Below are 21,743 nucleotides of genomic sequence, written 5' to 3' on the forward strand. Positions count from 1 at the left end.
GGTTCTCCCGGGAGGGCGATCTCGTCGCCCTCCCCTCATGATTACTGACCGGCTTCATTCTCGATCTTGGTGAGCCACTCACCGCGTACCGGATCCTTGCGGAAATCGTCATACAGGGGGGCCAGCGCAGTGCGGAAAGCCTCCTTGTCGACCTGGATGAAGGTGGCCCCCGCGTCGGTCGCCTGCTTGCGAGATGCCGCGACCTCCTTGTCCCACAGCTCCTGTTCGTAGGTTTCCGAGTGCTTGGCGGCAGTGGTGAGGATGGCCTTCTGTTCGTCGGAAAGCTTGTCCAGCACCTTGCTCGAGATCACCAGGAAATCGGGCACAGACGTGTGCTGATCTTCGGCGTAGAACTTGGCCACCTCGACATGACGAGTCTGCACGTAGGAGGGCTCGTTGTTCTCGGCGCCGTCGATGACCCCTTGCTGCAGTGCGGTGTAGACCTCACCGAAGGGGATCGGGGCCGGGGCCGCACCCAGCAGTTCGATCAGCTTGATGGTGGTGGGGGTGGCGACCACCCGGATCTTCATCCCCTTCATGTCGGCCGGGGTGTGAATAGGCTTGTTGGCGTAGAAGCTGCGGGTCCCCGCCACGTAGGCGGCGATGGAGACGAAGCCCTTGTCACGGGTCTGGGCCATCATGGATTCGCCCACGGGGCCGTAAATGACCTTGTTGAAGTGGGCCTGATCCTTGAACAGGTAAGGCAGGCTGAAGATGGAGAAGGCGGGCGAGAAGGGTTCCATCTCGCTGGCACTGGCCTTGGTCATGTCCAGGGCGCCGTTTTGCAGCAACTCCAGGGTCTCACGGGGACCGCCCATCTGGCCACCCGGGTAGATGCGCAGCTTCATCTTGCCGTCGGAGGCGGTGCTGATCTCCTTGGCCATCTGGGCCAGCGCCTGGTGTACCACATGGTTGGTGTCCAGGTTATGGGCCAGCTTCAGCGTCACTCTCTCCATGGCATGGGAAGAGAAGGCTGTCAGGGCCAGGGGGGCGGCCATCAGGATAGCGGCGGCGATGGTTTTCATTTTCATTGGAGCGGGACCTCAAGTGTGTGCGTTTATCTGCTAGACCTCTTCCCTGAGGAGTCAGTCTTAATGTCCTACATCTTTGTGATGCACACTGTAATTGGTAGAACATCTATGAATGTTGAGAACCATCACAAAAACGGCATACCCCCACAAATGGGCTGTGATAAACCCAACGCAGGTCACATTTTCCCCATCCACAAGAGTAAAAAGGTGTCATACAAACCTCTCACCCAGCCTCTTCATCCTCTTTCCCGCTCTTTCTCACCCTGTTAGGCACCATTGAAGGCCCTCTTTGAGACTCAAAATGGTTTAATTCGACGATTTTGTGAGCCGACCGGTGTTTTTTCAATATGGTGACTGGACGAGATGTCTGGCAATGAGAATAATTGGTCCAACAACTATCTCCACTTCACCGAGCACTCTCGTAGGGAGCAAGCGAATGACCGCCTTCATGACCGATGACTTTCTGCTGGATACCGAATTCTCGCGCCAGCTTTATCAAGGCTTCGCCGCCGGACAGCCCATCTTCGACTATCACTGCCACCTGCCGCCCCAGCTGATTGCCGAGGATCACCGCTTCACCAACCTGTATGAGATCTGGCTCAAGGGGGATCACTACAAGTGGCGCGCCATGCGCTCAAACGGAGTGGATGAACGCTTCTGCACCGGGGATGCCGACGACTACGCCAAGTTCGAGGCCTGGGCCCGCACCGTGCCCCACACCATCGGCAACCCCCTCTATCACTGGACCCATCTCGAGCTCAAGCGGCCCTTTGGCATCACGGGCCAGCTGCTGGGGCCGCAGACCGCACAGGCCATCTGGCACCAGTGCAACGACAAGCTGGCCCAGCCCGACTTTTCGGCCCGCGGCATCATGAAACAGATGAACGTCAAGATGGTGGGCACCACGGACGATCCCGTCGACGATCTGCGCCACCACGCCGCCATCGCGGCCGACGGCGGCTTCGACATCAAGGTGCTGCCGAGCTGGCGTCCGGACAAGGCGTTCAACATCGACGCCCATGGCTTTGCTGACTATCTGGCCGAACTCGGCCGGGTCAGCGACATCCAGATCCGCACCTTTGCCGATCTGACCCGGGCCCTCGGCGTGCGGCTGGATCACTTCGCCGCCCACGGCTGCAAGATTGCCGACCATGCCCTGGACGAAGTGCCCTTCGGCCAGGCCGGCGAACAGGCGCTCGACGCCATGCTGACTCGACGTCTGGGGGGCGCCGTACTGGAGAGCGCCGATGTGGCCGCCTTCAAGACCGCCGTGCTGCTCTATCTGGCGGGCGAATACCACCGGCGCGGCTGGGTGCAGCAGTACCACATCGGGGCGCTGCGCAACAACAACAGCCGCCGCCTGCTGACCCTGGGGCCGGACACCGGCTTTGACTCCATCCACGACGCTCCCGTGGCCAAGGCGCTCTCCCGCCTGCTCGACGCCCAGGACGCGCAAGGGACGCTGCCCAAGACCATCCTCTACTGCCTGAACCCGAGGGACAACGAGGTGCTCGGCACCATGATCGGCAACTTCCAGGGGGACAACCTTCCCGGCAAGATGCAGTTCGGCTCGGGCTGGTGGTTCAACGATCAGAAGGATGGCATGGAGCGCCAGATGACCCAGCTCGCCCAGCTCGGCCTGCTCAGTCGCTTCGTCGGCATGCTGACCGACAGCCGCAGCTTCCTCTCCTACACCCGTCACGAATACTTCCGCCGCATCCTGTGCCGCATGATCGGGCACTGGGTCGCGGACGGTGAGGCCCCGGCCGATCTCGCGCTGCTGGGCCAGATGGTGGAGAACATCTGCTTCCACAACGCCCGCGACTACTTCGCCATCGAGCTGAACTGACCAGAAATAAAAAATGAGGCGGCGGGCATGTCCCGCCGCCGGAGCGGACCATTCCATGGGTCAAACCGCGCCCATCATCCATATCCGCCACAGGGGCACAGCCCCATGAGGACCACAACAAGATGCAACGCCTGAATCGTGATGCCTTCCCGGGGGCCCAATATCCGGACCGCGTGATCCAGTTTGGCGAGGGGAATTTCCTGCGCGCCTTCATCGACTGGCAGCTGGACCTGCTCAACGAGCACACCCGCCTCGACGCCGGCGTGGTCATAGTGCGCCCCATCGACAGCGACTTTCCCCCCAGCCTGAGCACTCAGGACGGCCTCTACACCACCGTCATCCGCGGGCTGGACGAGTCCGGCAAGGCCATCAGCACCCAGCGCCTGATCCGCAGCGTCAACCGCGAACTGAGCTGCTATCGCCAGTTCGACGAGGTGCTGGCACTGGCGCGCAACCCGGATATCCGCTTCCTCTTCTCCAACACCACGGAAGCCGGGATCAGCTATCACGCCGACGACCAGTTCGACGACACTCCGCCCGCGAGCTTCCCGGCCAAGCTGACCCGCTTGCTGTTCGAGCGCTTCAGTCACTTTGACGGCGCCGCCGACAAGGGCTGGGTGCTGCTGCCGTGCGAGCTCATCGACTACAACGGCGACGCCCTGCGCGAGCTGGTGCTGCGCTACGCCGCCCAGTGGCAGTTGCCAAAGGCCTTCCAGACCTGGCTGCGCGAACACAACACCTTCTGCTCCACCCTGGTGGATCGCATCGTCACCGGCTTCCCCCGGGACGAGCACGCCGAGCTGCAGGCGCAATTTGGCTATCAGGATCAGTTCGTGGTCACCGCCGAGCACTTCTACCTGCTGGTGATCCAGGGGCCTGCATGGCTGGCGAGCGCCCTCTGCCTCGATCAGCTGCCCGCCGGGCAGGCACTCAACATCCTCATCGTCGACGACATCAAGCCCTACAAGGAGCGCAAGGTCGCCATCCTCAACGGCGCCCACACCGCCCTGGTACCGGTCGCCTTCCTGGCCGGGCTCGATACGGTGGGCGAGGCCATGGCCGACGAGGAGATTGGCGAGTTCGTCGAGCGCATCATGCGCGATGAGATAGTGCCGACCTTGAGCCTGCCGCAAGAAGAGCTGCTCTCCTTCGCCCGCGACGTGCAGGGGCGCTTTCGCAACCCCTTCATCAAGCACCAGTTGCTCTCCATCGCCCTGAACGGCATGACCAAGTTCCGCACCCGTTTGCTGCCGCAGTTGCTGACCTATCAACAGCAGCAGGGCACCCTGGCGCCGCGCCTGAGCTTTGCCCTCGCCGCCCTGCTCGCCTTCTATCGCGGGGAGCGCAACGGACACGCCTATCCGCTGCAGGACGATCAACCCTGGCTCGACGCCTACGCCCGCCTCTGGCCTGCGGTGGAGCGCGGCGAGATCCCCCAGCGCGCCCTGGTGCAAGAGGTGCTCGGGCAGGAGGCCCACTGGGGCCAGTCCCTGTGCGAGGTGCCCGGCTTGGTCGAGCGGGTCGATTGTTGCCTGACCCGGATCCGCGAGCAGGGCCTGCGCGCGGCGCTGGCCGCCTGCTGCTAAGGAGTGACCATGCAAGCCGTGATTCGCATCCACCCCGCCGACAATGTGCTGGTGACCCTGAGAGAGCTCGCCGCTGGCGAGCAGATAGCGCACGAAGGTGTTGCCTTCACCCTGAGCGACCCCCTCCCCCGCGGCCACAAGCTGGCGCTGGTGGCCCTCTTTGAAGGTGATCAGATCATCAAGTACGGTCTGCCCATCGGCCACGCCACCCGCGCCATCGCGGCGGGAGAACATATCCATCACCACAACCTGGCCACCAACCTCAGCGATCTCGACGAGTACAGCTACCAGCCGGAGCTCATCGACGTCAGCACCGCGCTGCCGGACCGGGAGATCCAGGTCTACCGCCGCCACGACGGCCAGGTCGGCATTCGCAACGAGCTGTGGATCCTGCCCACCGTGGGCTGCGTCAACGCCCTCGCCAAACAGATGAAGCAACAGCTCGAGCGCGACACCGATCTCGGCGCCATCGACGGGGTGCACCTGTTCAGCCACCAGTACGGCTGCTCCCAACTCGGTCAGGATCACCTCAACACCCGCACCCTGCTGCAAAACCTGGTGCACCACCCCAACTCGGGGGGGGTTCTGGTGGTGGGGCTGGGCTGCGAGAACAACCAGATCGCCGCCTTCAGGGAGACCCTGGGCCCGATCGATGCCGCCCGGGTGCGCTTCATGGTGTGCCAGCAGCACGATGACGAGGTGGAGCACGGGCTGGGGCTGCTGCGCGAGCTGCTCGCGCAGATGCAGCAAGACAGGCGCCAACCCGGTCGGCTCGGCGAGCTCAAATTCGGGCTGGAATGCGGCGGCTCGGACGGCCTCTCCGGGATCACCGCCAACCCGCTGCTCGGCTGCTTCTCCGACTACGTGATCCAGCACGGGGGCAGCTCGGTGCTGACCGAGGTGCCGGAGATGTTTGGCGCCGAGCGCATCCTGATGTCCCGCTGCCAGGACGAGCAGACCTTCGACAAGACAGTGCAGATGGTCAACGACTTCAAGCAGTACTTCATCGACCACCAGCAACCCATCTACGAGAACCCCTCCCCCGGCAACAAGGCGGGCGGCATCTCGACCCTGGAGGAGAAGTCCCTCGGCTGCACCCAGAAGGCGGGGCACAGCCAGGTGGTGGACGTGCTGCCCTACGGCGCCCGCTTGCAGCGCCCCGGGCTGAACCTGCTGAGCGCCCCGGGCAACGACGCCGTCGCCACAAGCGCCCTGGCCGGCGCAGGCTGCCACATGGTGCTGTTCAGTACCGGGCGCGGCACCCCTTACGGTGGCCCGGCCCCCACGGTCAAGCTCGCCACCAACAGCGATCTGGCCAGGCGCAAGCCGCACTGGATCGACTTCAATGCCGGCACCCTGATTGAGGGCACCCCCATGAGCAGCCTGCTCGCCCAGTTCATCGACCTCATCGTCGACATCGCCAACGGCAAGCCGACCTGTAACGAGCGCAACGACTTCCGGGAGCTGGCCATCTTCAAGAGTGGTGTCACCCTGTGAGTCTCGAGCTTGGCTGGCTGCAACCGGTCTGGACCCTGATTGAACAGCAGCCCCTGGCGCAAGGCATCGGCCTTGCCGCCATGCTGGTCGGGGTGAGCGCCTTCCTGCAACGGGACGACAGCCGCTTTCGCTGGCGGCTGTGTCTCTACCAGGGAGCCATCGCGGTCCACTTCCTGCTGATGGGTGCCAGCACGGCGGCTCTCAGCGCCGCCCTCAGCTGTGGTCGCACCATCGCCTCGGGGCGCACCCGCAGCCCCTGGGTGATGCTCTTCTTCCTCGTGCTGGTGTGGGTGCTGGGCATCCCCGGGATCACCAGTGCGGTGCAGTGGCTCCCCACCATCGGCACCACCATCGGCACCTGGGGCCTGTTCCGGGCCCGCGGGCTGGCGCTGCGGCTGTGCATGCTGGCGGGCGGCCTGTGCTGGACCAGCCACAACATACTGATCGGCTCCATCGGCGGCAGCCTGATTGAGACCACCTTCCTGTTCGTCAACTGCCACACCATGTATCGCATGTGGCGTCATCCCCTGGCGAACCCCCTGTAACGATTGCAAGGAGTCGAAACCATGACCCGACAGATAGCCGTCATCGGCGAATGCATGGTGGAGCTGCGCCGAGCCGGGCAAGGCCTGCTGGCACAAGGTTTCGGGGGCGACACCCTCAACACCGCCCTCTATCTCGCCCGCCTGGGGAGCCAGGCGTTCGCGGTGCACTATGTCACAGCCCTCGGCCAGGACGGGTTCAGCAGCCAGATGCTGGCCGCCTGGCAGCAAGAGGGCATCCACACCGACTGGGTGCAGCGCCTGGCAGACAAGGCCCCTGGTCTCTATCTCATCGACACCGCGGCCGACGGCGAGCGCTCGTTCACCTACTGGCGCAGCGACGCCGCCGCTCGCTACTGGCTGGCGCAACCCGAGGGCGAGGCCATTCTCGCCGCCCTGAGCCAGTGCGATCTTATCTACGTGAGCGGCATCAGCCTGGCCATACTGCCGCCCGCCTCGCGCCAGCGCCTGCTGAAAGGACTCGCCGCAGCGCGCGCCCGGGGGGCCAGAATTGCCTTTGACAACAACTACCGCCCCCGCCTCTGGCAAGACAAGGAGACCGCCAAAGAGGCCTACACCGCCATCCTGCGCCTGGCGGACATCGCCCTGCTGACCCTGGATGACGAGCAGGCACTCTGGGGCGACGCGGAGGTCGAAACCTGCCTCGCCCGCAGCCAGGGCTTCGGGGTGGGCGAGATCGTCGTCAAGCGCGGCTCTGAGCCTTGCCTGGTGGTCACGGCAGCGCAGCGGATCGAAATAGCCGCCCTGCGGTTGTCCGCCGAACAGGTGATCGACACCACGGCGGCGGGCGACTCCTTCAGCGCCGGTTATCTCGCCGCACGCCTGCAAGGGGCCGACGTCACCGACGCCGCCCGGGCAGGCCACCGCCTGGCGGCGGCCGTTATCCAGTATCCGGGGGCCATCATTCCCCCCTCCCACATGCCATCACTCAAGGAAACGCACCATGTCTGATCTCATCGCCCGCCTCGAAGCCCTCAAGGTGATCCCCGTCATCGCGCTGAAAGATGCTGCCCAGGCCGTCCCTCTCGCCCGGGTGCTGGTGGAAAATGGCCTGCCCGCCGCCGAGGTGACCTTCCGCACCCCAGCCGCCGCCGAGGCCATCCGCCAGATGCGCGCGGCCTACCCGGATCTGCTGATCGGGGCCGGCACCGTGCTCAACCGCGAGCAGGTGGATGCGGCCGTTGCGGCGGGCGCCGACTTCATCGTCAGCCCCGGCTTCAACCCGACCACGGTGCAGTACTGCCTGGACAAGAACGTCACCATCATCCCCGGGGTCAACAACCCCAGCCTGGTGGAGCAGGCCATGGAGATGGGGCTGCGCCACCTCAAGTTCTTCCCGGCCGAGCAATCTGGCGGCACCGCCATGCTCAAGGCCCTGGGCGCCGTCTATCCGGTGCGCTTCATGCCCACCGGCGGCGTGACGCCGGCCAATCTGAAGGAGTATCTGGGGCTGAATGCCGTGATCGCCTGCGGCGGCACCTGGATGGTGCCGGCCAAGCTCATCGACGAGGGCAGATGGGAAGAGCTGGCCGCCCTGGTAAGAGAGGCCGTGGCGGCCCTGTGATCATCGGTTGAGCGTGGGAAGGTCTGCCCTCCCCCGGATGTGTTGAAGAGCCACTTCCCGCGAAGTGGCTTTTTTATGCCCTGCAAGGGCTGGAGATCAATGTGCGGTGCGGTTGCAGCAGTCTGCCAGCGGCTTATTCCCCTGCGTCATCGGGCGTCAACACCAGCCTGCGCCAGGGCCCCGTGATGTCGCAATGACCCGTCTCTTCGGTGTTCTCCCAGCCCAGGCGATGATAGAAAGCCATCGCCGTGGTGTTGCGCATGGCCACCTTGAGGGAGGCCGGGGAGGGGTATCCGGCCAAGCCGGCGGCAAGCAAGGCCCGCCCCATGCCCTGCCCATGCCAGTCCGCCACCACGTAGAGATGATGCACGAAGCTCTCGGCCCCCCAGATGGAGACGAATCCGCACGGGCTGCCCCCTTTCTCCGCCACCCAGATCTCCTCGCCCCGGGTCTGCTCGGCAAAATCCTCGAGCCGGAACAGGGCGGGATCAACCCAATGGAAGGCCTGGCGCCTTCCCTTGAGGAAGAGCTGCGCCAGCATGGGCTCGTCAGCTTCCGTCATCATTCTGATCATGACACCATCCTTGCGTTGCGTGCTTGTCGCTTCCCACTCTCGATGGATCCCGCCGTGCTGTCAAATCGGCAATGTGGACCCTCTTGAATACGTAACCGTGTGACACAGGGCTGCCTATTTTATCGCCTCAGGGGCTATACTGCCGAGGTCCCGTCCATGACTGGTTTGAGGTTCACTGATTTATGGATAACAAGCAAATTGAAGGCAGTATTCTGGTACCCGCCCACATTGACGATGTCTGGCGGGCCTGGACCACGGAGAGCGGGCTGCGCAGTTTTCTGGCGCCGGAGTGCCTCATGGTCCCGGAACCCAACGGACCGTTCGAGATCTATTTCAGACCCGATGCTCCCCTCGGCGAGCGTGGCAGCGAAGGGTGCCGGGTGATGGCGGTCATGCCCCATGATCTGCTCAGCTTCAGCTGGAATTTCCCTCCCCAGTTTCCCCACATTCGTCAGCAGAAGACCCAGGTCAGCCTGCGCTTCGTGCCGGAGGGCCAGGGCACCCGGCTCCACTTCCTGCAGACCGGCTGGGCGCAGGATCCAGACTGGGACCAGGGCTATGCCTACTTCCGGGAGGAGTGGCTGGAACTGAGTCTGCCGAGGCTTCAGTACCGTTTCACCCACGGCCCCATCGACTGGAACAACCCGCCGGGCAAGCAGCAGCTGAAATCACTGGCCCAGTGACGTCCGTTCAAGCGATGGGCATGGCACGAAAAAGGACCCGCTCAGGGTCCTTTTTCATGGATGGGCAGGCGGTCACTCCACCGGCTCTTCATCGAACAGGGGGTGATAGAGCACCTCGCCCCTTACCCCGTCGAGCCCGCCGGGTTGCAACTCCATCGCCATGAAACACTCCGTCGGCACCTCGTAGATGCAGTGCAGGCCGAAGTCGCTGGCAGGCCGAAAGCCGAAACGGGCGTAGTAGGCGGGATCCCCGAGCACCACCACCGCCTTCCAGTCCATCTCCAGTGCCGTGTCCAGCCCTTCCCGCACCAGATCCGAGCCAATGCCCTGCCCCTGCCAGTCGGGATGCACGGCCACGGGTGCCAGTCCCAGCCAGGGCCCTTCCTGTCCCTCAATGGTGATCGGGCTCAGCATCAGGTGCCCCATGAACTCGTACTCTTCCTCCTCGACCATGGTGACCACGGCGGCCCCACATTCTCGCAGGCGGTTGACCAGTTCGGCCTCGTCGGGACGACCAAAGGCGGCACTCACCAGCTCATAGACTGGCAGCATGTCGCCGGGACGCTCGGTTCTCAACATACAGCGTTACTCCTCGTACAGCAGGGCGGCCATTATTCCACAGAAGTGGGGCGCCTCTTCACTGCCTTTGTCTGAAAATGGGAGGACGGACTCAGGAAAACGCCTGACAGACCCCGCACCAGGCTTCGCGATGACCGCCCTTGCGCAAGCCATCAGCGTCCGTCGTCAGGCTGTCGCAATCGCCGCAGATAGGCGAGGCCCAGCTCCCCACACTCCTTGAGCAGGGCGCCACCACCATGGGCCTGCACCCCGGGTGCCTCTGGCGCCAGCATGGCCAGGGGATAGCGCCGCACCGTCAGCCCGCTGAGTGTCTGCTCGCCCTCTGTCGCCTCCCCCGCCATGAAGAGCGCCACCCCCTCACCGTGCAGTATGGCCACGACCACCTCCTCGTCATCCAGCCAGGGGGCCAGCGCCTCTTTGCGTGCATCCGTCAGGCGCGCCGGGCGATCCAGCCGCCAGTGATCGAGCTCGAGGGTGCCATCGGCCGGATCTGGCCGACGCCCGTCATGGTGCATGCCAGTCTTTTCCATCACCCGGCCTGAGGCGAGGTTGCCCGGCATGTGGCGGGCGGTGAGGGCAGGCAGGTGCCACTGTTCGAAGGCAAACGCCCTGACCAGGCTCGCGGCCCGGGTGGCCAGCCCCCTGTTCTGCCAGGGCACGCCGACCCACCATGCCAGCTCCCCGTGCCAGTGCAGGGAGAGGGTGCCGACCAGGGGAGCGGGCTCGTCTTCACGCCCCTGGGGCAGAGTCAGGGCCCAGGTGCATCCCAGCCCGAGGGCAGCCTTGCGCCCGCTCAGGGCAAGCCACTCCCGCGCCGCCTCCGGCGAATAGGGGTGAGGGATGTTGAGGGTATAGCGGGCGAGCGCCGCATCCGAACAATAACGCAGGATGGCGCTCTCATCGCTGGGCAGCAGAGGGCGCAGCACCAGCGCGTCCTGCCCGCCAGGCTCGAGCAGCACCGGGATCATCAGGCGGCGGGCAAGCAGGCGTTGCAGGGCAACCCCGAGGTCGTCATCGGCACCGAGGCGGTGATCCGCCCCCGCGGGCCCCAGGGTGAGCAGGCCGCTCTCTCTGGCCAGGGTCAGCAGGGAGCCGGAGGCAGCGATCAGGATCTGCCGGTCCGGCTGTGTCACCATCAGCGGGGAGGCGGCCTCCCCCAGCCAGGCGGCAAGCAGGTCGCGGGCAAGGAGAATGCCATCTGGCGGGCTGACCGACCAGGGTGCCATTTCCCTCGCCTCCCCTTTGCCAAGTAGCAGCCACCAGCGGTTTCCCTGGTGCTGCCAGGCCTGCAACGCCGCTTGCCAGGAGGGGCGCCAGAGCGCCCCCTCGATCAACAGATCCATTCCTTCCCCCACATCCGCCCCCCGGATCAGGCACCGGGTGCCCGGGCGGCACCACACTCCTGTCTGAGGCAGCATAAGCCGCTGCCAATGAGTTGTTAAACCATATGTTTACCATGGTTAAACGGCATACCCCATGAAAAAATGCCATATGGCTGACTTGATGGCGGTCACATTCCTTCCCCTCCTCGCTTCCTATCATGCCCCCATCATGGCGCGACCAAAGACGCCCATGAAGGACAACGGATAACAAGAGAACACACTATGCAGCCAACCAGCCCACTCAAAACGGTAGTAGTCAGTACCCTGGCGACCGCCCTGCTGATCTTCGTGGCCCAATCCCTCATCGGGAAGCAGGAGATCAGACTCGGCATCGCCATCATCCCCATCCTGCCCATGCTCTTTGCCGTCATCATCGGCATGATCGTCTCCGCCAAGCCCGTCAAGGATCGCATTCCCGGCTGGAAGAGGCTCTTCACCGAGCGAGAAGAGGGCTTCTGCGGCAAGATGGTGGGTTTCAGCCTGCTGATCCTCGGGACCCAGTATGCGGGGATGATCATCCCCAACCTCAAGATGATCCTGAGCGTCGGCGTACCGCTCTTCCTGCAGGAGATAGGCAACCTCCTGCCCATCCTCATCGCCATTCCGCTGGCGGTGAAGTTCGGCTTTGGCCGCCGCGCCATCGGGGCCTGCTCCTCCATCAGCCGTGAACCCTCGGTCGCGGTGATCCAGGGCAAGTTCGGCACCGGCTCCCAGGAGTACATCGGCGTGCTCGCCATCTACCTGTGCGGCTCCGTCATCGGCACCCTCTGGTTCAGCGTGCTCGGCAGCATCGCCCCCCTCACCGGGCTGCATCCCCTGGCCCTGGCCGCCGGTTCCGGCGTGGGATCCGGCTCCATGCTGAGCGCCGCCTCCGGTGCCCTCATCAACGGTCTCGATGAGGCGATGGCCCAGCAGGTGCTCAGCATCGCCGCCGCCTCGAACCTGCTCTCGTCGGCCCTGGGAGCGCTCTCCCTCACCTATCTGGGTCTGCCGCTCGCTGAAAAAATCTATGCCCTGACCGCCAAAGGAGAGAAAGCATGAAAAGCATCGTGATGGATATGCGCTTCGTCTTCCTGGCGATCCTGCTGGCCATGTTCACCCAGACCCTGACCTCGGGCCTGCCGCTGTGGCAGATGGGGGACAGCTTCATCGCCATGTCCCTGGTGGTGTTCGCCTCCCTGGTGACCAAGCGCTATCTGCCCTCCTCCCTGCCGGCCTTTGCCTATGCCACCATCATCGGCATTCTCATCTGCCTGCCCGAGACCCCGGTGCGCGGCCTCTTCATCGATGCCGTGGCCAAGATCTCCTTCCTCTCCTGCTGCGTGCCGCTCCTGGCCTTCGCCGGCCTCTCGGTGGGCGGTCAGCTGGAGGAGCTCAAGAAGATGTCGTGGAAGGTGATCCTCATCTTCATGATCGTCTCCACCTGCTGCTTCTTTGGCGCCTCCCTGGTTGCCCAGCTCGGTTTCTCCATTCAAGGGATCATCTAATGAACCACTACCATATCGAACCTGACCTGTTGGCCCTGCGCGACTTCAGCTACGAAGTGCGCCACCACCTGCACCGCATCCCGGAGTACTCCGGGGCCGAGTTCAAGACCTCTGCCTACTGCCGTGGGTTGATGGAAGAGTTCGGCTACAGGATCACCCTGTACCCCGGTTTCACCGGTTTTCACGGGGATCTGGCGGTCGACCCCACCCTGCCCACCATTGCCTTTCGTGCCGACATGGATGGCCTGGAGATGCACGACATGAGCGAGGTGGCGTTCAAATCCACCCATGAGGGGATGGCCCACAACTGCGGCCACGACTCCCACATGGCGATCGCTCTGACCGCCGCCAATTTTCTGGCCGCCAACCGCGAGCGCCTGCGGTACAACGTCCGCTTCATCTTCCAGATGGCGGAAGAGGACATGCGTGTCCCCGGGGCCGAAAAGATGGTGGAGCTTGGCTGCATGAAGGGGGTGGACGAGGTCTATGCCCTGCACAACGACGGCGCCATGGAGACGGGTACCATCAAGTTCAACCAGGGGGTCATGTCCTCCTGGGGATCTGCCTGGACGCTCGATGTGCACGGCATCTCCGCCCACGGCTCCACCCCCCACAAGGGGCTGGATGCCATCCGGGAGGCGGTGCGGATCATCGAGGACATGGACTACATCGTCGCCAAGCGCACCAGCCCGTTCAGTCCGGCGGTCTTTGGTTGCGGCATGATCAACGGCGGCACCATTCCCAACGCCATCGCCGATCATGTGCAGGCCCGTGGCACCATCCGCGCCATGGACGCCGAAACCGACCAGATCCTGAAAAACAGCTTCAGGGACATCATCGCCCAGAGCGAACTGCGCGGCTTCAAGACCACCATGGTCCATGCCGGCTACCCGGCGGTGGAGAACCACGGCGCCGCCTGCGCCCGCCTGCTGCAGGCCGCCGCCGACGTGCTGCCAGCCGAGGGTATCAACGCCCGGGGCCAGCCCATGACCGGCAGCGAGGACTTCAGCTACATGATCAACGCCACGCCAAGCCGCATGGGGGCCATGTTCTTCCTCGGCAGCGGCAATCAGGCCAAGGGGATCTGCAACTACCTGCACGCGAACCCCTATTACCTGGACGACGACTGCCTGCTGATCGGTGCCCAGATCTTCGTCAATCTGGCGACCCGAGCCGCCTGAGGGGTCAGTACAAGGGGATAGCAATGCAAAGAGAGGCCAACGGCCTCTCTTTTTTATGTCTCGGCGTCAGAGCCAGGGCAGGGTCGCAGACGGGGCGGGCGTTCCCTGGTTGAGCAGCGCCAGCTGCACCGTCTCCCGGCTCACATGGGGGGCATAGAGGTGGATGAAGTCGTACATGTAGTCCCGCAGGTGGGCGTGCCTGCGCAGGCACACATGGGCCACGCTCGAGGCGATCAGATGATCGATGTTGAGGCAGACCAGGCTCTCCCTGTCCCCTTCGTCGAACGCCGAGGTGGCGATCACCCCGACACCCATCCCCAGGCGCACATAGTGCTTGATGATGTCGCTGTCAGTGGCCGTCAGCACGATGCGGGGGCTGAGGCCATGGCGACCGAACGCCTTGTCCATCTTGGAGCGGCCGGTGAAACCGAACACATAGGTGATGAGGGGATACCGGGCCAGATCCGCCATGGCCAGCGGCTGGCAGTCCAGCAGCGGATGGCCGTGGGGCACCACCACGCTGCGCCCCCAGCGATAGCAGGGCACGGTCGCCAGCTCGTCGAACAGGTGCATGGACTCGGTGGCGATGGCCATCTCCACATCCCCGTTTTGCGCCATCTGCGCCAGTTGGGCAGGGGCTCCCTGATGCAGCTGGATGCTCACCTCAGGGTAGCGGCAGGAGAATTCGGTAATGACCGCCGGCAGCTTGTAGCGGGCCATGGTGTGGGTGGTGGCGATGCGCAGCACCCCGCTGGTGGCCAGCTGATCCCCGAGGGAAAGCTGACCAATCTGCTCCACCTGGGCCACCACTCCCCTGGCCAGCTCCATCACCTGCTCCCCCATGGGGGTCAGGCCCGACAGGTTCTTGCCCTTGCGGGTAAACAGCGCCAGCCCCAGCTCCTCTTCCAGCATCTTCATCTGCTTGCTGAGGGTCGGCTGGGAGGTATAGAGCTTCTCCGCCGTCGCCGAGATGTTGAAGTTGTTCTTCACTATCTCGGTGAAATTCTTGAGCCGGGCGATGTTCATCAGGGCGCCAGGCGCTCAATGTGCCAGCCGTCTCCCTCGCGGGTGTAATAGAAGCGATCGTGCAGACGGTGCTCCCCGCCCTGCCAGAACTCGACGGTGTCGATGCGCACCCGGAAACCACCCCAGAAGCTCGGCAGCGGCACCTCGCCATTGGCAAACTTCTGTTTGAGTTCGAGGAACTTGGCCTCCAGCACGCCACGGGCCGAGATGCGGGTCGACTGTTTGGAGACCCAGGCGGCGATCTGGCTGTCCTTGGGACGGCTGTGGAAATACTTCATCACCTCGAAGGTGCTCATCTTCTCCACCCGACCGGTCACGTGTACCTGTCTGTCCAGGGTGTGCCAGGGGAAGAGCAAGCTGATGCGGGGGTTGCCCTCCAGCTGATGCGCCTTGCGGCTGCCCATGTTGGTGTAGAACACCATGCCTTCGGCATCGTAGTGCTTGAGCAGCACGGTGCGCTGCCAGGGCTGACCATCAGCATCCACGGTGCCCACCACCATGGCGGTGGGATCGGTCAGTTTGGCCTCGCACGCCTGGGCCAGCCACTTCTCGAACAGGGCGAGGGGCTCGGCCGGCAGATCGGCCCGGTGCAGTCCACCCCTGGTGTATTCGCGACGCAGATCAGCCACATCCATCATCTTGATTTTCCTTCTCTCTTTCTCTGCCGCCCGTGCGGCGATGGGTGCAGGCATTGTGCGACGAGCGCGCCATGGGTACAAGCCTCGGGGCGGCCAAATGGCGGAGCAAAAAGAGAGGGAGGCTCATGCCTCCCTCTTTATGCCGATGACCGTCAGCCTACTGCTTGCCGTCAACCGGCAGGCAATGGGCCAGCATGCGCCGGTTGTAGTCCGCCGCATAGGCGCTCAGCCTGGCGTGGGCCTCCTTCTGATCCGGCTTGATGACATCCCCGAATCCGTCGAGATAGCGCACGCCGCAGCGCGCCTTGGCCGCCGCCTGCTGATCCGCCGCGATCCCGGGCGCCACCTCGCCGCGCCCTGCCCGCACGATCAGCCGGTAATCCTGCCTGGCGAGGCTGGCGCTGACCGCCTGCTCCAGGGTGTCTGCATCGACCTGACAACCGCCGAGCAGGGTGAGCAGCAGCACCCCGGCAAGTCTCATGCCCGCCTCCGCTGCCAGCCCAACAACGCCAGGGCCAGGGTCCATAAGCCGAGGGCCCCGCCGCCACCGTTTCCTCCCTCTTCACCGCGCTGGGTGACCGAGAGCTTGAGGGGACTGATGGCGAAGAAGATGTTGTCGCTGCACGCCACCTTCAAGCGGGCAGTGCCGTCCTGGCCCGCCGGGATGGTGACGCTCGCCGAGCCCGAGTTGGGTTTGCCGCTGGCAAGGGAAGTCCAGTTTGCCCCCTCGTCCCGGGTCATGAAGAGATCCACCTTGCTGCAGTTGATGGGGGCGGCATTGGTGCCGGCCACTTCCCAACTGATGGTCTGCGTCTTGCCCGCCCCCAGGGGGGTGACCACCGGGCTGGTCAGGGCAAAGGCCTTGCCGGTGTTGACCACCTGGATCTTCATGTCATCGCTGGCGACACCGCCCTTGCCGTCCCGCGCCGTGAGGCGGAAGTTCAGGTCCCGGTTGGTGGCAGGCCAGGCCTCCCCTATCGCCAGGGTGTTGGTGAGCAGGGAGGTGAGACTCGGCAGGGTGCGCTCCGGCACGCTGGTCGGCGCCACGAAACGGAACAGCGGACGGCTGCCGTCGTCCACCATGGTGGCCGGGCTGCTCGACTCCGTCCCCAGATCGATCTGCTCCCAGGTGTAATTCAGCGGATCGCTGTCAAGATCGGCCCCCGCCCCCTGGAGCACGAAGGGGGTGTTCGCAGGGATGACGTAGTCATTGCCTGCCGCCACCTGGGGCGCATTGTTGACCAGCGCCAACGGGGTGCCGCAATTTGGCACCGTGGCCATGTGGGCCCGCATCTGCTCGATGGACTTGCTGTGGAAATAGGGCTCGCTGTGGGGCTGCAGATCTTCGTCTCCGCAGATCCCCGCATAGGCCATGATGGAGCTGCCGCTGCCCGGCTCCCAGGCCTGGCTTGGTTCCCGGTTGCCGCCGCCACAGCTGCCTGTGGTGCCGTTGAAGGTGTGGTCTGCCCCGAACTGGTGACCAATCTCGTGGGCCACGTAGTCGATGAAGAAGGCATCCCCCACCGGCTCGGAGGAGCCCGTCATCCCCGCCGATTTGTCAGGGGTGCAGAGTACGCCCAGTCCCGCCAGGCCGCCGCCACCGGTGTTGACCACATGGCCGATGTCGAAGGCCCCCAGACCCTTGGTCAGGGCATCGGCCTGCACCTGCATGTTGGCATCCACATCGCCGTCATCATTGTTGAAGGGATCGTTCGCCACGTCGGTGAAGATGATGGTGTCGTTGCCGCTGGCCAGCTGGAATTCGGCCGCCACGTCACGCTGGTAGACCTCGTTGACCCGGTTGAGCAGGGTGGTGATGGCGCCAAGACCCGCCTCCACGGTACCGCCGTGATACTGGGTATACTCCCCCGCCGCCGAGATGGCGATGACATAACGCTTGCGCTCGTTGCCATCCACCAGCACCTGGCGGGCCAGCTTTTTGGCCTCGCCCCCGATCACCTTGTCCGCCTCTTCTTCCAGCCGGCTGTGGGCATCCTGCTGGTAATAGACGGCATAGCCTTCCCCATTGCGAAGGGGATCGACGAACACAATCTTCCCTTCATGGCTGAACATGGCGTGGAATCCCTGGGGACCGAGATCGAAGCGCCCGGTCTCGCCCGGCGCCGCTTCGTTGTACCCCTTGAAGGCCAGGATATCGGGATATTTGGCGGCCAGATCCGCCGGCAGCAGATCATAGGGTTGCAGGCTGAAGGTCACCTCCTTGCCATCCGGCAGAGGCAAGGTCAGGCGGCGCTCGCCCCCCTTCAGGGCAGCCAGGTAATCGGTGGAGACGGTGACGATGCGATACTGGCTGGCCCTCACCTCGTACCCATCGGCGGCGGTGGCCCGCGCCGTGACCGTATGCCACTCGCCGGCCATCAGGTTGCCGGACGTCATCAGACCCGCCACCAGCACCGCCAGCGGAGAATATTTCATCAACTGCATCTTTTTAATTCCTTTTTAAACGGATTCACCTGAACTGCCACGGCATCATTTGCCCGCTGGTCCGATTAGTCCAGCAACATCCTCTGTACATTCCCCGAATGGGGAAGGTTGCACCAATGCAGACTAGCCCCTATCATGGCGCGGATTTGTCCGTTCCAGAACCCCTCTTCGACGGGGCCGGTTCACTCTTTCTTTGGCCAAGGTTAATCTCATGCTCAAGTCCCCACTGTTGCCCCGTTTCGGGGATCTGGTCGTTGCCATCGTTGACGATGTGCTGGGTCAGGGTCTTACCCTCGACCGCGCCTATGCACGTCACTTCTCCGGCATCGAACTCAAACCGCAAGAACAGGCAAGGATTGCCCTGGTCACCGGCGATCTGCTGCGCCGCCTCAGCCTCTACTGCTTCCTCACCGGCATCCAGGTCCGTCAGGCGGAGAAGAATGTCTGGCCGCTGCTGCACAGCTGGCACGCCTTCCACAAGATAGATCAGCCTAACCACCCGACCCTGGATCGCTTCAACGAGGAGGCGTTCCGCCGCCGCCTGACCGAAGCCAAGAAGAACCCGGTGCTGATGGACGGCTGCCCTGCCTGGCTGGAAAAACTCGGCAGCGAGCAACTGGGCGACGCCTGGCCGGCCGAGCGTGCCGCCCTGGCCTGGATGCCCAAGCGTTACCTGCGGGTCAACACCCTCAAGTGCACCCGGGACGAGCTGCAAGCCATGCTGGCCAAAGAGCATGTCACCACAGTGCCCGTCGACGGAGTGGAGACCGCCCTGCAAGTGACCTCGGACGCCGCCCTGTTCCGTACCCAGGCCTTTGCCGATGGCTGCTTCGAGCAGCAGGATGCCGGCTCCCAGCTGGTGGCCGCGGCCCTCGACGTCAAGCCCGGCATGCGGGTCATCGACGCCTGTGCCGGTGCCGGCGGCAAGACCCTGCACCTGGCCGCCATGATGCAGGGCAAGGGCCGTCTGCTGGCCATGGACGTGGAAGAGTGGAAACTGGAGAACCTCAAGCAGCGCGCCCGCCGCGCCGGTGCCCACAACGTGGAGACCCGGGTCATCACCAGCAGCAAGACCGTCAAGCGCCTGAAAGAAAGCGCCGATCGCGTGCTGCTGGACGTCCCCTGCTCCGGCCTTGGCGTGCTCAAGCGCAACCCGGATGCCAAGTGGCGCGACACCGCCGAGCGCCTGCCGGTGCTGGTCGCCCTGCAAGAGGAGATCCTGCAGCGCTACAGCCAGATGGTGAAGGTGGGCGGCCTGCTGGTCTACGCCACCTGCTCCATCCTGCCCGAGGAGAACCGCCAGCAGGTGGACAAGTTCCTCGCCGCCAACGAGCACTTCCGCCTGATCGGCGATCACAACGTCAGCCCGGCCGAGACCGGCTTCGACGGCTTCTACATGGCGCGCCTCGAACGCATCGCCTGATGTCTGTCGTGGGCACAAAGAAAAGGGGAGCCAGTGGCTCCCCTTTTTGCATGGTATGGATGCGGCCTTATTCGGCGGCAGCGTCATCCTGCTTGTGCTTGGCGGCAGTTTCCTTGATCAGGGTCTGCAGCTCGCCGGCCTGGAACATCTCGATCATGATGTCGCAACCACCGACCAGCTCGCCCTCGACCCACAGTTGCGGGAAGGTGGGCCAGTTGGCGAATTTCGGCAGCTCGGCGCGGATGTCCGGGTTCTGCAGGATGTCGACATAGGCGAAAGGCTCGCCGCAGGACATCAGGGCCTGGGAGGCCTGGGCAGAGAAACCGCAGCTGGGCAGCTTGGGGGATCCCTTCATGTAGAGGATGATGGGATTCTCAGCCAACTGCTGTTTGATCTTTTCAATAGTTTCCATAAATGCCTCACTGGAGCGATTTCGGCGGCCATTCTACTGCAATCCGGGCAGACCACAAACTGGCAAACCGTTGCGAATGAAAGAAGTCATGCATCAATACGCCGCAGCTTGATCCGGATCATGGCAAGAATCAAGGGTTGTTCGCCCATCTTTGATACTGCTACAATCGACGGGCTTTGGGCCGTCTGGCCCCCTCATTTCAAGAACAATTCTTTTCAAGATAGAAAAGAGTACGCAATGTCTTGCAACCGTCGCCTTCGCACGGACCAGCCAATGGAGAGTAGAAAATGGCTTTCGAACTTCCCGCTCTGCCCTATGCAATCAATGCTCTGGAACCGCACATCTCCCAGGAAACCCTGGAATACCACCATGGCAAGCACCACAACACCTACGTGGTCAACCTGAACAACCTGGTGCCGGGTACCGAGTTTGAAGGCAAGTCTCTGGAAGAGATCATCAAGACCTCCACTGGTGGCGTCTTCAACAACGCTGCCCAGATCTGGAACCACACCTTCTACTGGCACTGCCTCTCCCCGAACGGCGGTGGCGAGCCCACTGGCGCCCTGGCCGATGCCATCACCAAGGCCTTCGGCTCCTTCGCCGAGTTCAAGGATGCGTTCACCAAGTCTGCCATCGGCAACTTCGGTTCCAGCTGGACCTGGCTGGTGAAAAAGGCTGACGGCTCCCTGGCCATCGTCAACACCTCCAACGCCGGTTGCCCGCTGACCGAAGCCGGTACCACCCCGCTGCTGACCGTCGACCTGTGGGAACACGCCTACTACATCGATTTCCGCAACCTGCGTCCGAAGTACATGGAAACCTTCTGGGCCCTGGTCAACTGGGAATTCGTGGCCAAGAACCTGGCTGCCTGATAAGCCTTTCTTGCCAAAACGCCCCGCACTTGCGGGGCGTTTTTTTATGGTCGAACACCTGCCATCGACAACAAAGGCGCCCGCAGGCGCCTTGTGGAAGATGACCGTGCTTACTGGTCTATCTCGTCCATGTAATCGTCGAGGTTGCCATCATCAGCCGCCTCTGGCTTCTGCTCCTGGAGCTCGGGTTTGCGGCCCGTCACCTTGCCATCGTTGTACTGCAAGTAGAAGTCCTTGGTCAGGGCGTAAGGATCCAGCGCGTTGTCGATGATGCGCTCCTGATCGATCAGCTTGGAGCGGGTACCGAGGCCATCCAGCGCCCAGTGCACCACCTTCAGCGGGAAGGTCAGCAGGGCATAGGGGAAGTAGATGGTATCGATGGTATCCCCCACCAGTTGCCGGGTGGTGGTGGGACCGTAGACCGGCACCATCAGATAGGCGCCATCCCCGATGTCGGCCTTGCCGAGCACGGTGTCCATCTCCAGCGTGTTGCGAGCCAGGCCCGCATGCTTGGCCACATCGAACAGACCGAGCAGGCCCACAGTGGTGTTGAGGGTGAAGCGGCCCAGGTTGGTACCGGCCCCTTTCAGATCACCCACCAGCAGGTGGTTTACCATGCTGCTCGGCTCGTCGAAGTTGTCCACGAAATTCTCGATGCTGTCCCTCACTCCTTGCGGGACATAGCGGGCATAGCCGTGTACCACGGGGCGCGCTACATAGGGCTCCAGCACGTCATAGTTGACGGCCCACATGGCACGGTTGGGCCCCTGGAAGGGGTCGCGAGGATCGCTGGCCGTGCTGGATGCCCCGGGGCGACTCGGGGTCTCGCCGAGATCCAGGCTCTCCGGGCCCGGCTTGGGAGGGCCGCCCGCACAGCCCGCGAGCAGCAATGCCACCGCCAATGCTCCTGAACGCAGATACATATGAAAGTCCTAAGATTTTTTTGGGTAT

General features: G+C 63.6%; 22 protein-coding genes. 12 read left to right on the forward strand and 10 right to left on the reverse strand.

From position 1 onward, the window contains the following. Positions 1-41 precede the first annotated feature (41 nt). Positions 42-1,031: a TRAP transporter substrate-binding protein gene (locus ACB037_RS02010; protein ID WP_045525242.1), complete on the reverse strand. Its 990-nt coding sequence runs from the start codon at positions 1,029-1,031 to the stop codon at positions 42-44. Between the two features lie 436 nt (positions 1,032-1,467). Between ACB037_RS02010 and uxaC the strand changes: the two genes are divergently transcribed. The 6 genes from uxaC to ACB037_RS02040 all read left to right on the forward strand — a co-directional run bounded on the left by uxaC (position 1,468) and on the right by ACB037_RS02040 (position 8,090). Continuing rightward, on the forward strand, positions 1,468-2,880 hold the full coding sequence (gene uxaC, locus ACB037_RS02015) for a glucuronate isomerase (protein WP_371174824.1): 1,413 nt from the start codon (positions 1,468-1,470) through the stop codon (positions 2,878-2,880). Between the two features lie 122 nt (positions 2,881-3,002). Further along, positions 3,003-4,466, forward strand: coding sequence for a tagaturonate reductase (locus ACB037_RS02020; protein WP_371174825.1), 1,464 nt, complete (start codon positions 3,003-3,005; stop codon positions 4,464-4,466). A gap of 9 nt (positions 4,467-4,475) precedes the next feature. Next, entirely contained in the window at positions 4,476-5,963 is a 1,488-nt protein-coding gene (locus ACB037_RS02025) for a UxaA family hydrolase (protein ID WP_069652826.1), read from the forward strand. Then, positions 5,960-6,508, forward strand: coding sequence for a YgjV family protein (locus tag ACB037_RS02030; protein ID WP_371174826.1), 549 nt, complete (start codon positions 5,960-5,962; stop codon positions 6,506-6,508). Before ACB037_RS02025 ends, ACB037_RS02030 begins: the two co-directional genes overlap by 4 nt. A gap of 21 nt (positions 6,509-6,529) precedes the next feature. Then, the gene (locus tag ACB037_RS02035) at positions 6,530-7,477 is read left to right on the forward strand and encodes a sugar kinase (RefSeq protein ID WP_371174827.1); all 948 of its coding nucleotides are present in this window, start codon (positions 6,530-6,532) and stop codon (positions 7,475-7,477) included. Continuing rightward, positions 7,470-8,090: a bifunctional 4-hydroxy-2-oxoglutarate aldolase/2-dehydro-3-deoxy-phosphogluconate aldolase gene (locus ACB037_RS02040; protein WP_043154518.1), complete on the forward strand. Its 621-nt coding sequence runs from the start codon at positions 7,470-7,472 to the stop codon at positions 8,088-8,090. Before ACB037_RS02035 ends, ACB037_RS02040 begins: the two co-directional genes overlap by 8 nt. Positions 8,091-8,223: 133 nt before the next feature. On the opposite strand, the gene ACB037_RS02045 is transcribed toward ACB037_RS02040, so the two are convergent. Then, positions 8,224-8,664: a GNAT family N-acetyltransferase gene (locus tag ACB037_RS02045; protein WP_041212649.1), complete on the reverse strand. Its 441-nt coding sequence runs from the start codon at positions 8,662-8,664 to the stop codon at positions 8,224-8,226. Between the two features lie 182 nt (positions 8,665-8,846). Here ACB037_RS02045 and ACB037_RS02050 point away from each other — a divergent pair, with 182 nt between their 5' ends. Continuing rightward, positions 8,847-9,347: an SRPBCC domain-containing protein gene (locus tag ACB037_RS02050; protein ID WP_010673967.1), complete on the forward strand. Its 501-nt coding sequence runs from the start codon at positions 8,847-8,849 to the stop codon at positions 9,345-9,347. A gap of 72 nt (positions 9,348-9,419) precedes the next feature. Here ACB037_RS02050 and ACB037_RS02055 read toward each other — a convergent pair whose 3' ends face one another. Together ACB037_RS02055 and ACB037_RS02060 are read right to left on the reverse strand one after the other, a co-directional pair. Next, positions 9,420-9,926, reverse strand: coding sequence for a GNAT family N-acetyltransferase (locus ACB037_RS02055; protein WP_010673966.1), 507 nt, complete (start codon positions 9,924-9,926; stop codon positions 9,420-9,422). Positions 9,927-10,078: 152 nt separating this feature from the next. Further along, complete coding sequence (locus ACB037_RS02060) at positions 10,079-11,269, reverse strand: GNAT family N-acetyltransferase (RefSeq protein ID WP_371174828.1); 1,191 nt, start codon at positions 11,267-11,269, stop codon at positions 10,079-10,081. A gap of 261 nt (positions 11,270-11,530) precedes the next feature. On the opposite strand from ACB037_RS02060, the gene ACB037_RS02065 reads away from it, so the two are divergent. From ACB037_RS02065 to ACB037_RS02075, 3 genes are read left to right on the forward strand one after another with little or no spacing between them, the layout of a single operon-like run. Then, positions 11,531-12,349, forward strand: coding sequence for a DUF3100 domain-containing protein (locus ACB037_RS02065; protein WP_010673963.1), 819 nt, complete (start codon positions 11,531-11,533; stop codon positions 12,347-12,349). Next, entirely contained in the window at positions 12,346-12,795 is a 450-nt protein-coding gene (locus ACB037_RS02070; RefSeq protein ID WP_010673962.1) for a hypothetical protein, read from the forward strand. Before ACB037_RS02065 ends, ACB037_RS02070 begins: the two co-directional genes overlap by 4 nt. Next, positions 12,795-13,976 (forward strand): M20 family metallopeptidase, encoded by a 1,182-nt coding sequence (locus ACB037_RS02075; RefSeq protein WP_371174829.1) that lies wholly within the window; start codon positions 12,795-12,797, stop codon positions 13,974-13,976. Before ACB037_RS02070 ends, ACB037_RS02075 begins: the two co-directional genes overlap by 1 nt. Positions 13,977-14,042: 66 nt before the next feature. Here ACB037_RS02075 and ACB037_RS02080 read toward each other — a convergent pair whose 3' ends face one another. The 4 genes from ACB037_RS02080 to ACB037_RS02095 all read right to left on the reverse strand — a co-directional run bounded on the left by ACB037_RS02080 (position 14,043) and on the right by ACB037_RS02095 (position 18,085). Next, positions 14,043-15,002 (reverse strand): LysR substrate-binding domain-containing protein, encoded by a 960-nt coding sequence (locus ACB037_RS02080; RefSeq protein ID WP_128296025.1) that lies wholly within the window; start codon positions 15,000-15,002, stop codon positions 14,043-14,045. Continuing rightward, a complete protein-coding gene (gene pdxH / locus ACB037_RS02085) occupies positions 15,002-15,640 on the reverse strand; it encodes a pyridoxamine 5'-phosphate oxidase (RefSeq protein ID WP_010673959.1) in 639 nt (212 codons plus the stop codon). The genes ACB037_RS02080 and pdxH overlap by 1 nt, the downstream gene beginning before the upstream one ends. A 157-nt stretch (positions 15,641-15,797) precedes the next feature. Continuing rightward, complete coding sequence (locus ACB037_RS02090; RefSeq protein ID WP_371174830.1) at positions 15,798-16,121, reverse strand: hypothetical protein; 324 nt, start codon at positions 16,119-16,121, stop codon at positions 15,798-15,800. Then, entirely contained in the window at positions 16,118-18,085 is a 1,968-nt protein-coding gene (locus ACB037_RS02095) for a reprolysin-like metallopeptidase (protein ID WP_371174831.1), read from the reverse strand. The genes ACB037_RS02090 and ACB037_RS02095 overlap by 4 nt, the downstream gene beginning before the upstream one ends. Before the next feature lie 211 nt (positions 18,086-18,296). On the opposite strand from ACB037_RS02095, the gene ACB037_RS02100 reads away from it, so the two are divergent. Then, a complete protein-coding gene (locus ACB037_RS02100; protein WP_010673956.1) occupies positions 18,297-19,508 on the forward strand; it encodes an RsmB/NOP family class I SAM-dependent RNA methyltransferase in 1,212 nt (403 codons plus the stop codon). 67 nt (positions 19,509-19,575) lie between these two features. Here the strand turns inward: ACB037_RS02100 and ACB037_RS02105 are convergent, their stop codons facing one another. Beyond that, on the reverse strand, positions 19,576-19,920 hold the full coding sequence (locus tag ACB037_RS02105) for a Grx4 family monothiol glutaredoxin (protein WP_010673955.1): 345 nt from the start codon (positions 19,918-19,920) through the stop codon (positions 19,576-19,578). A 287-nt stretch (positions 19,921-20,207) separates the two neighbouring features. Here ACB037_RS02105 and sodB point away from each other — a divergent pair, with 287 nt between their 5' ends. Beyond that, positions 20,208-20,792: a superoxide dismutase [Fe] gene (sodB, locus tag ACB037_RS02110; protein ID WP_010673954.1), complete on the forward strand. Its 585-nt coding sequence runs from the start codon at positions 20,208-20,210 to the stop codon at positions 20,790-20,792. Positions 20,793-20,902: 110 nt separating this feature from the next. Here the strand turns inward: sodB and ACB037_RS02115 are convergent, their stop codons facing one another. Continuing rightward, positions 20,903-21,715 carry a VacJ family lipoprotein gene (locus tag ACB037_RS02115; RefSeq protein ID WP_029314176.1) on the reverse strand — a complete coding sequence of 271 codons (813 nt, stop codon included), beginning with the start codon at positions 21,713-21,715 and terminating at the stop codon, positions 20,903-20,905. Positions 21,716-21,743: the final 28 nt, after the last annotated feature.

Origin of the sequence: Aeromonas sp. S19(2024) (assembly GCF_041402625.1) — a bacterium.
Taxonomy (GTDB): domain Bacteria; phylum Pseudomonadota; class Gammaproteobacteria; order Enterobacterales; family Aeromonadaceae; genus Aeromonas; species Aeromonas caviae.

What these genes read in the sequence shown, in the direction of transcription:
- ACB037_RS02010 (WP_045525242.1), bottom strand. Translation starts at nt 1,031, where the DNA reads ATGAAAATGAAAACCATCGCCGCCGCTATCCTGATGGCCGCCCCCCTG.
- uxaC (WP_371174824.1), top strand. Translation starts at nt 1,468, where the DNA reads ATGACCGCCTTCATGACCGATGACTTTCTGCTGGATACCGAATTCTCG.
- ACB037_RS02020 (WP_371174825.1), top strand. Translation starts at nt 3,003, where the DNA reads ATGCAACGCCTGAATCGTGATGCCTTCCCGGGGGCCCAATATCCGGAC.
- ACB037_RS02025 (WP_069652826.1), top strand. Translation starts at nt 4,476, where the DNA reads ATGCAAGCCGTGATTCGCATCCACCCCGCCGACAATGTGCTGGTGACC.
- ACB037_RS02035 (WP_371174827.1), top strand. Translation starts at nt 6,530, where the DNA reads ATGACCCGACAGATAGCCGTCATCGGCGAATGCATGGTGGAGCTGCGC.
- ACB037_RS02040 (WP_043154518.1), top strand. Translation starts at nt 7,470, where the DNA reads ATGTCTGATCTCATCGCCCGCCTCGAAGCCCTCAAGGTGATCCCCGTC.
- ACB037_RS02045 (WP_041212649.1), bottom strand. Translation starts at nt 8,664, where the DNA reads ATGATCAGAATGATGACGGAAGCTGACGAGCCCATGCTGGCGCAGCTC.
- ACB037_RS02050 (WP_010673967.1), top strand. Translation starts at nt 8,847, where the DNA reads ATGGATAACAAGCAAATTGAAGGCAGTATTCTGGTACCCGCCCACATT.
- ACB037_RS02055 (WP_010673966.1), bottom strand. Translation starts at nt 9,926, where the DNA reads ATGTTGAGAACCGAGCGTCCCGGCGACATGCTGCCAGTCTATGAGCTG.
- ACB037_RS02060 (WP_371174828.1), bottom strand. Translation starts at nt 11,269, where the DNA reads ATGGATCTGTTGATCGAGGGGGCGCTCTGGCGCCCCTCCTGGCAAGCG.
- ACB037_RS02065 (WP_010673963.1), top strand. Translation starts at nt 11,531, where the DNA reads ATGCAGCCAACCAGCCCACTCAAAACGGTAGTAGTCAGTACCCTGGCG.
- ACB037_RS02070 (WP_010673962.1), top strand. Translation starts at nt 12,346, where the DNA reads ATGAAAAGCATCGTGATGGATATGCGCTTCGTCTTCCTGGCGATCCTG.
- ACB037_RS02075 (WP_371174829.1), top strand. Translation starts at nt 12,795, where the DNA reads ATGAACCACTACCATATCGAACCTGACCTGTTGGCCCTGCGCGACTTC.
- ACB037_RS02080 (WP_128296025.1), bottom strand. Translation starts at nt 15,002, where the DNA reads ATGAACATCGCCCGGCTCAAGAATTTCACCGAGATAGTGAAGAACAAC.
- pdxH (WP_010673959.1), bottom strand. Translation starts at nt 15,640, where the DNA reads ATGATGGATGTGGCTGATCTGCGTCGCGAATACACCAGGGGTGGACTG.
- ACB037_RS02090 (WP_371174830.1), bottom strand. Translation starts at nt 16,121, where the DNA reads ATGAGACTTGCCGGGGTGCTGCTGCTCACCCTGCTCGGCGGTTGTCAG.
- ACB037_RS02095 (WP_371174831.1), bottom strand. Translation starts at nt 18,085, where the DNA reads ATGCAGTTGATGAAATATTCTCCGCTGGCGGTGCTGGTGGCGGGTCTG.
- ACB037_RS02100 (WP_010673956.1), top strand. Translation starts at nt 18,297, where the DNA reads ATGCTCAAGTCCCCACTGTTGCCCCGTTTCGGGGATCTGGTCGTTGCC.
- ACB037_RS02105 (WP_010673955.1), bottom strand. Translation starts at nt 19,920, where the DNA reads ATGGAAACTATTGAAAAGATCAAACAGCAGTTGGCTGAGAATCCCATC.
- sodB (WP_010673954.1), top strand. Translation starts at nt 20,208, where the DNA reads ATGGCTTTCGAACTTCCCGCTCTGCCCTATGCAATCAATGCTCTGGAA.
- ACB037_RS02115 (WP_029314176.1), bottom strand. Translation starts at nt 21,715, where the DNA reads ATGTATCTGCGTTCAGGAGCATTGGCGGTGGCATTGCTGCTCGCGGGC.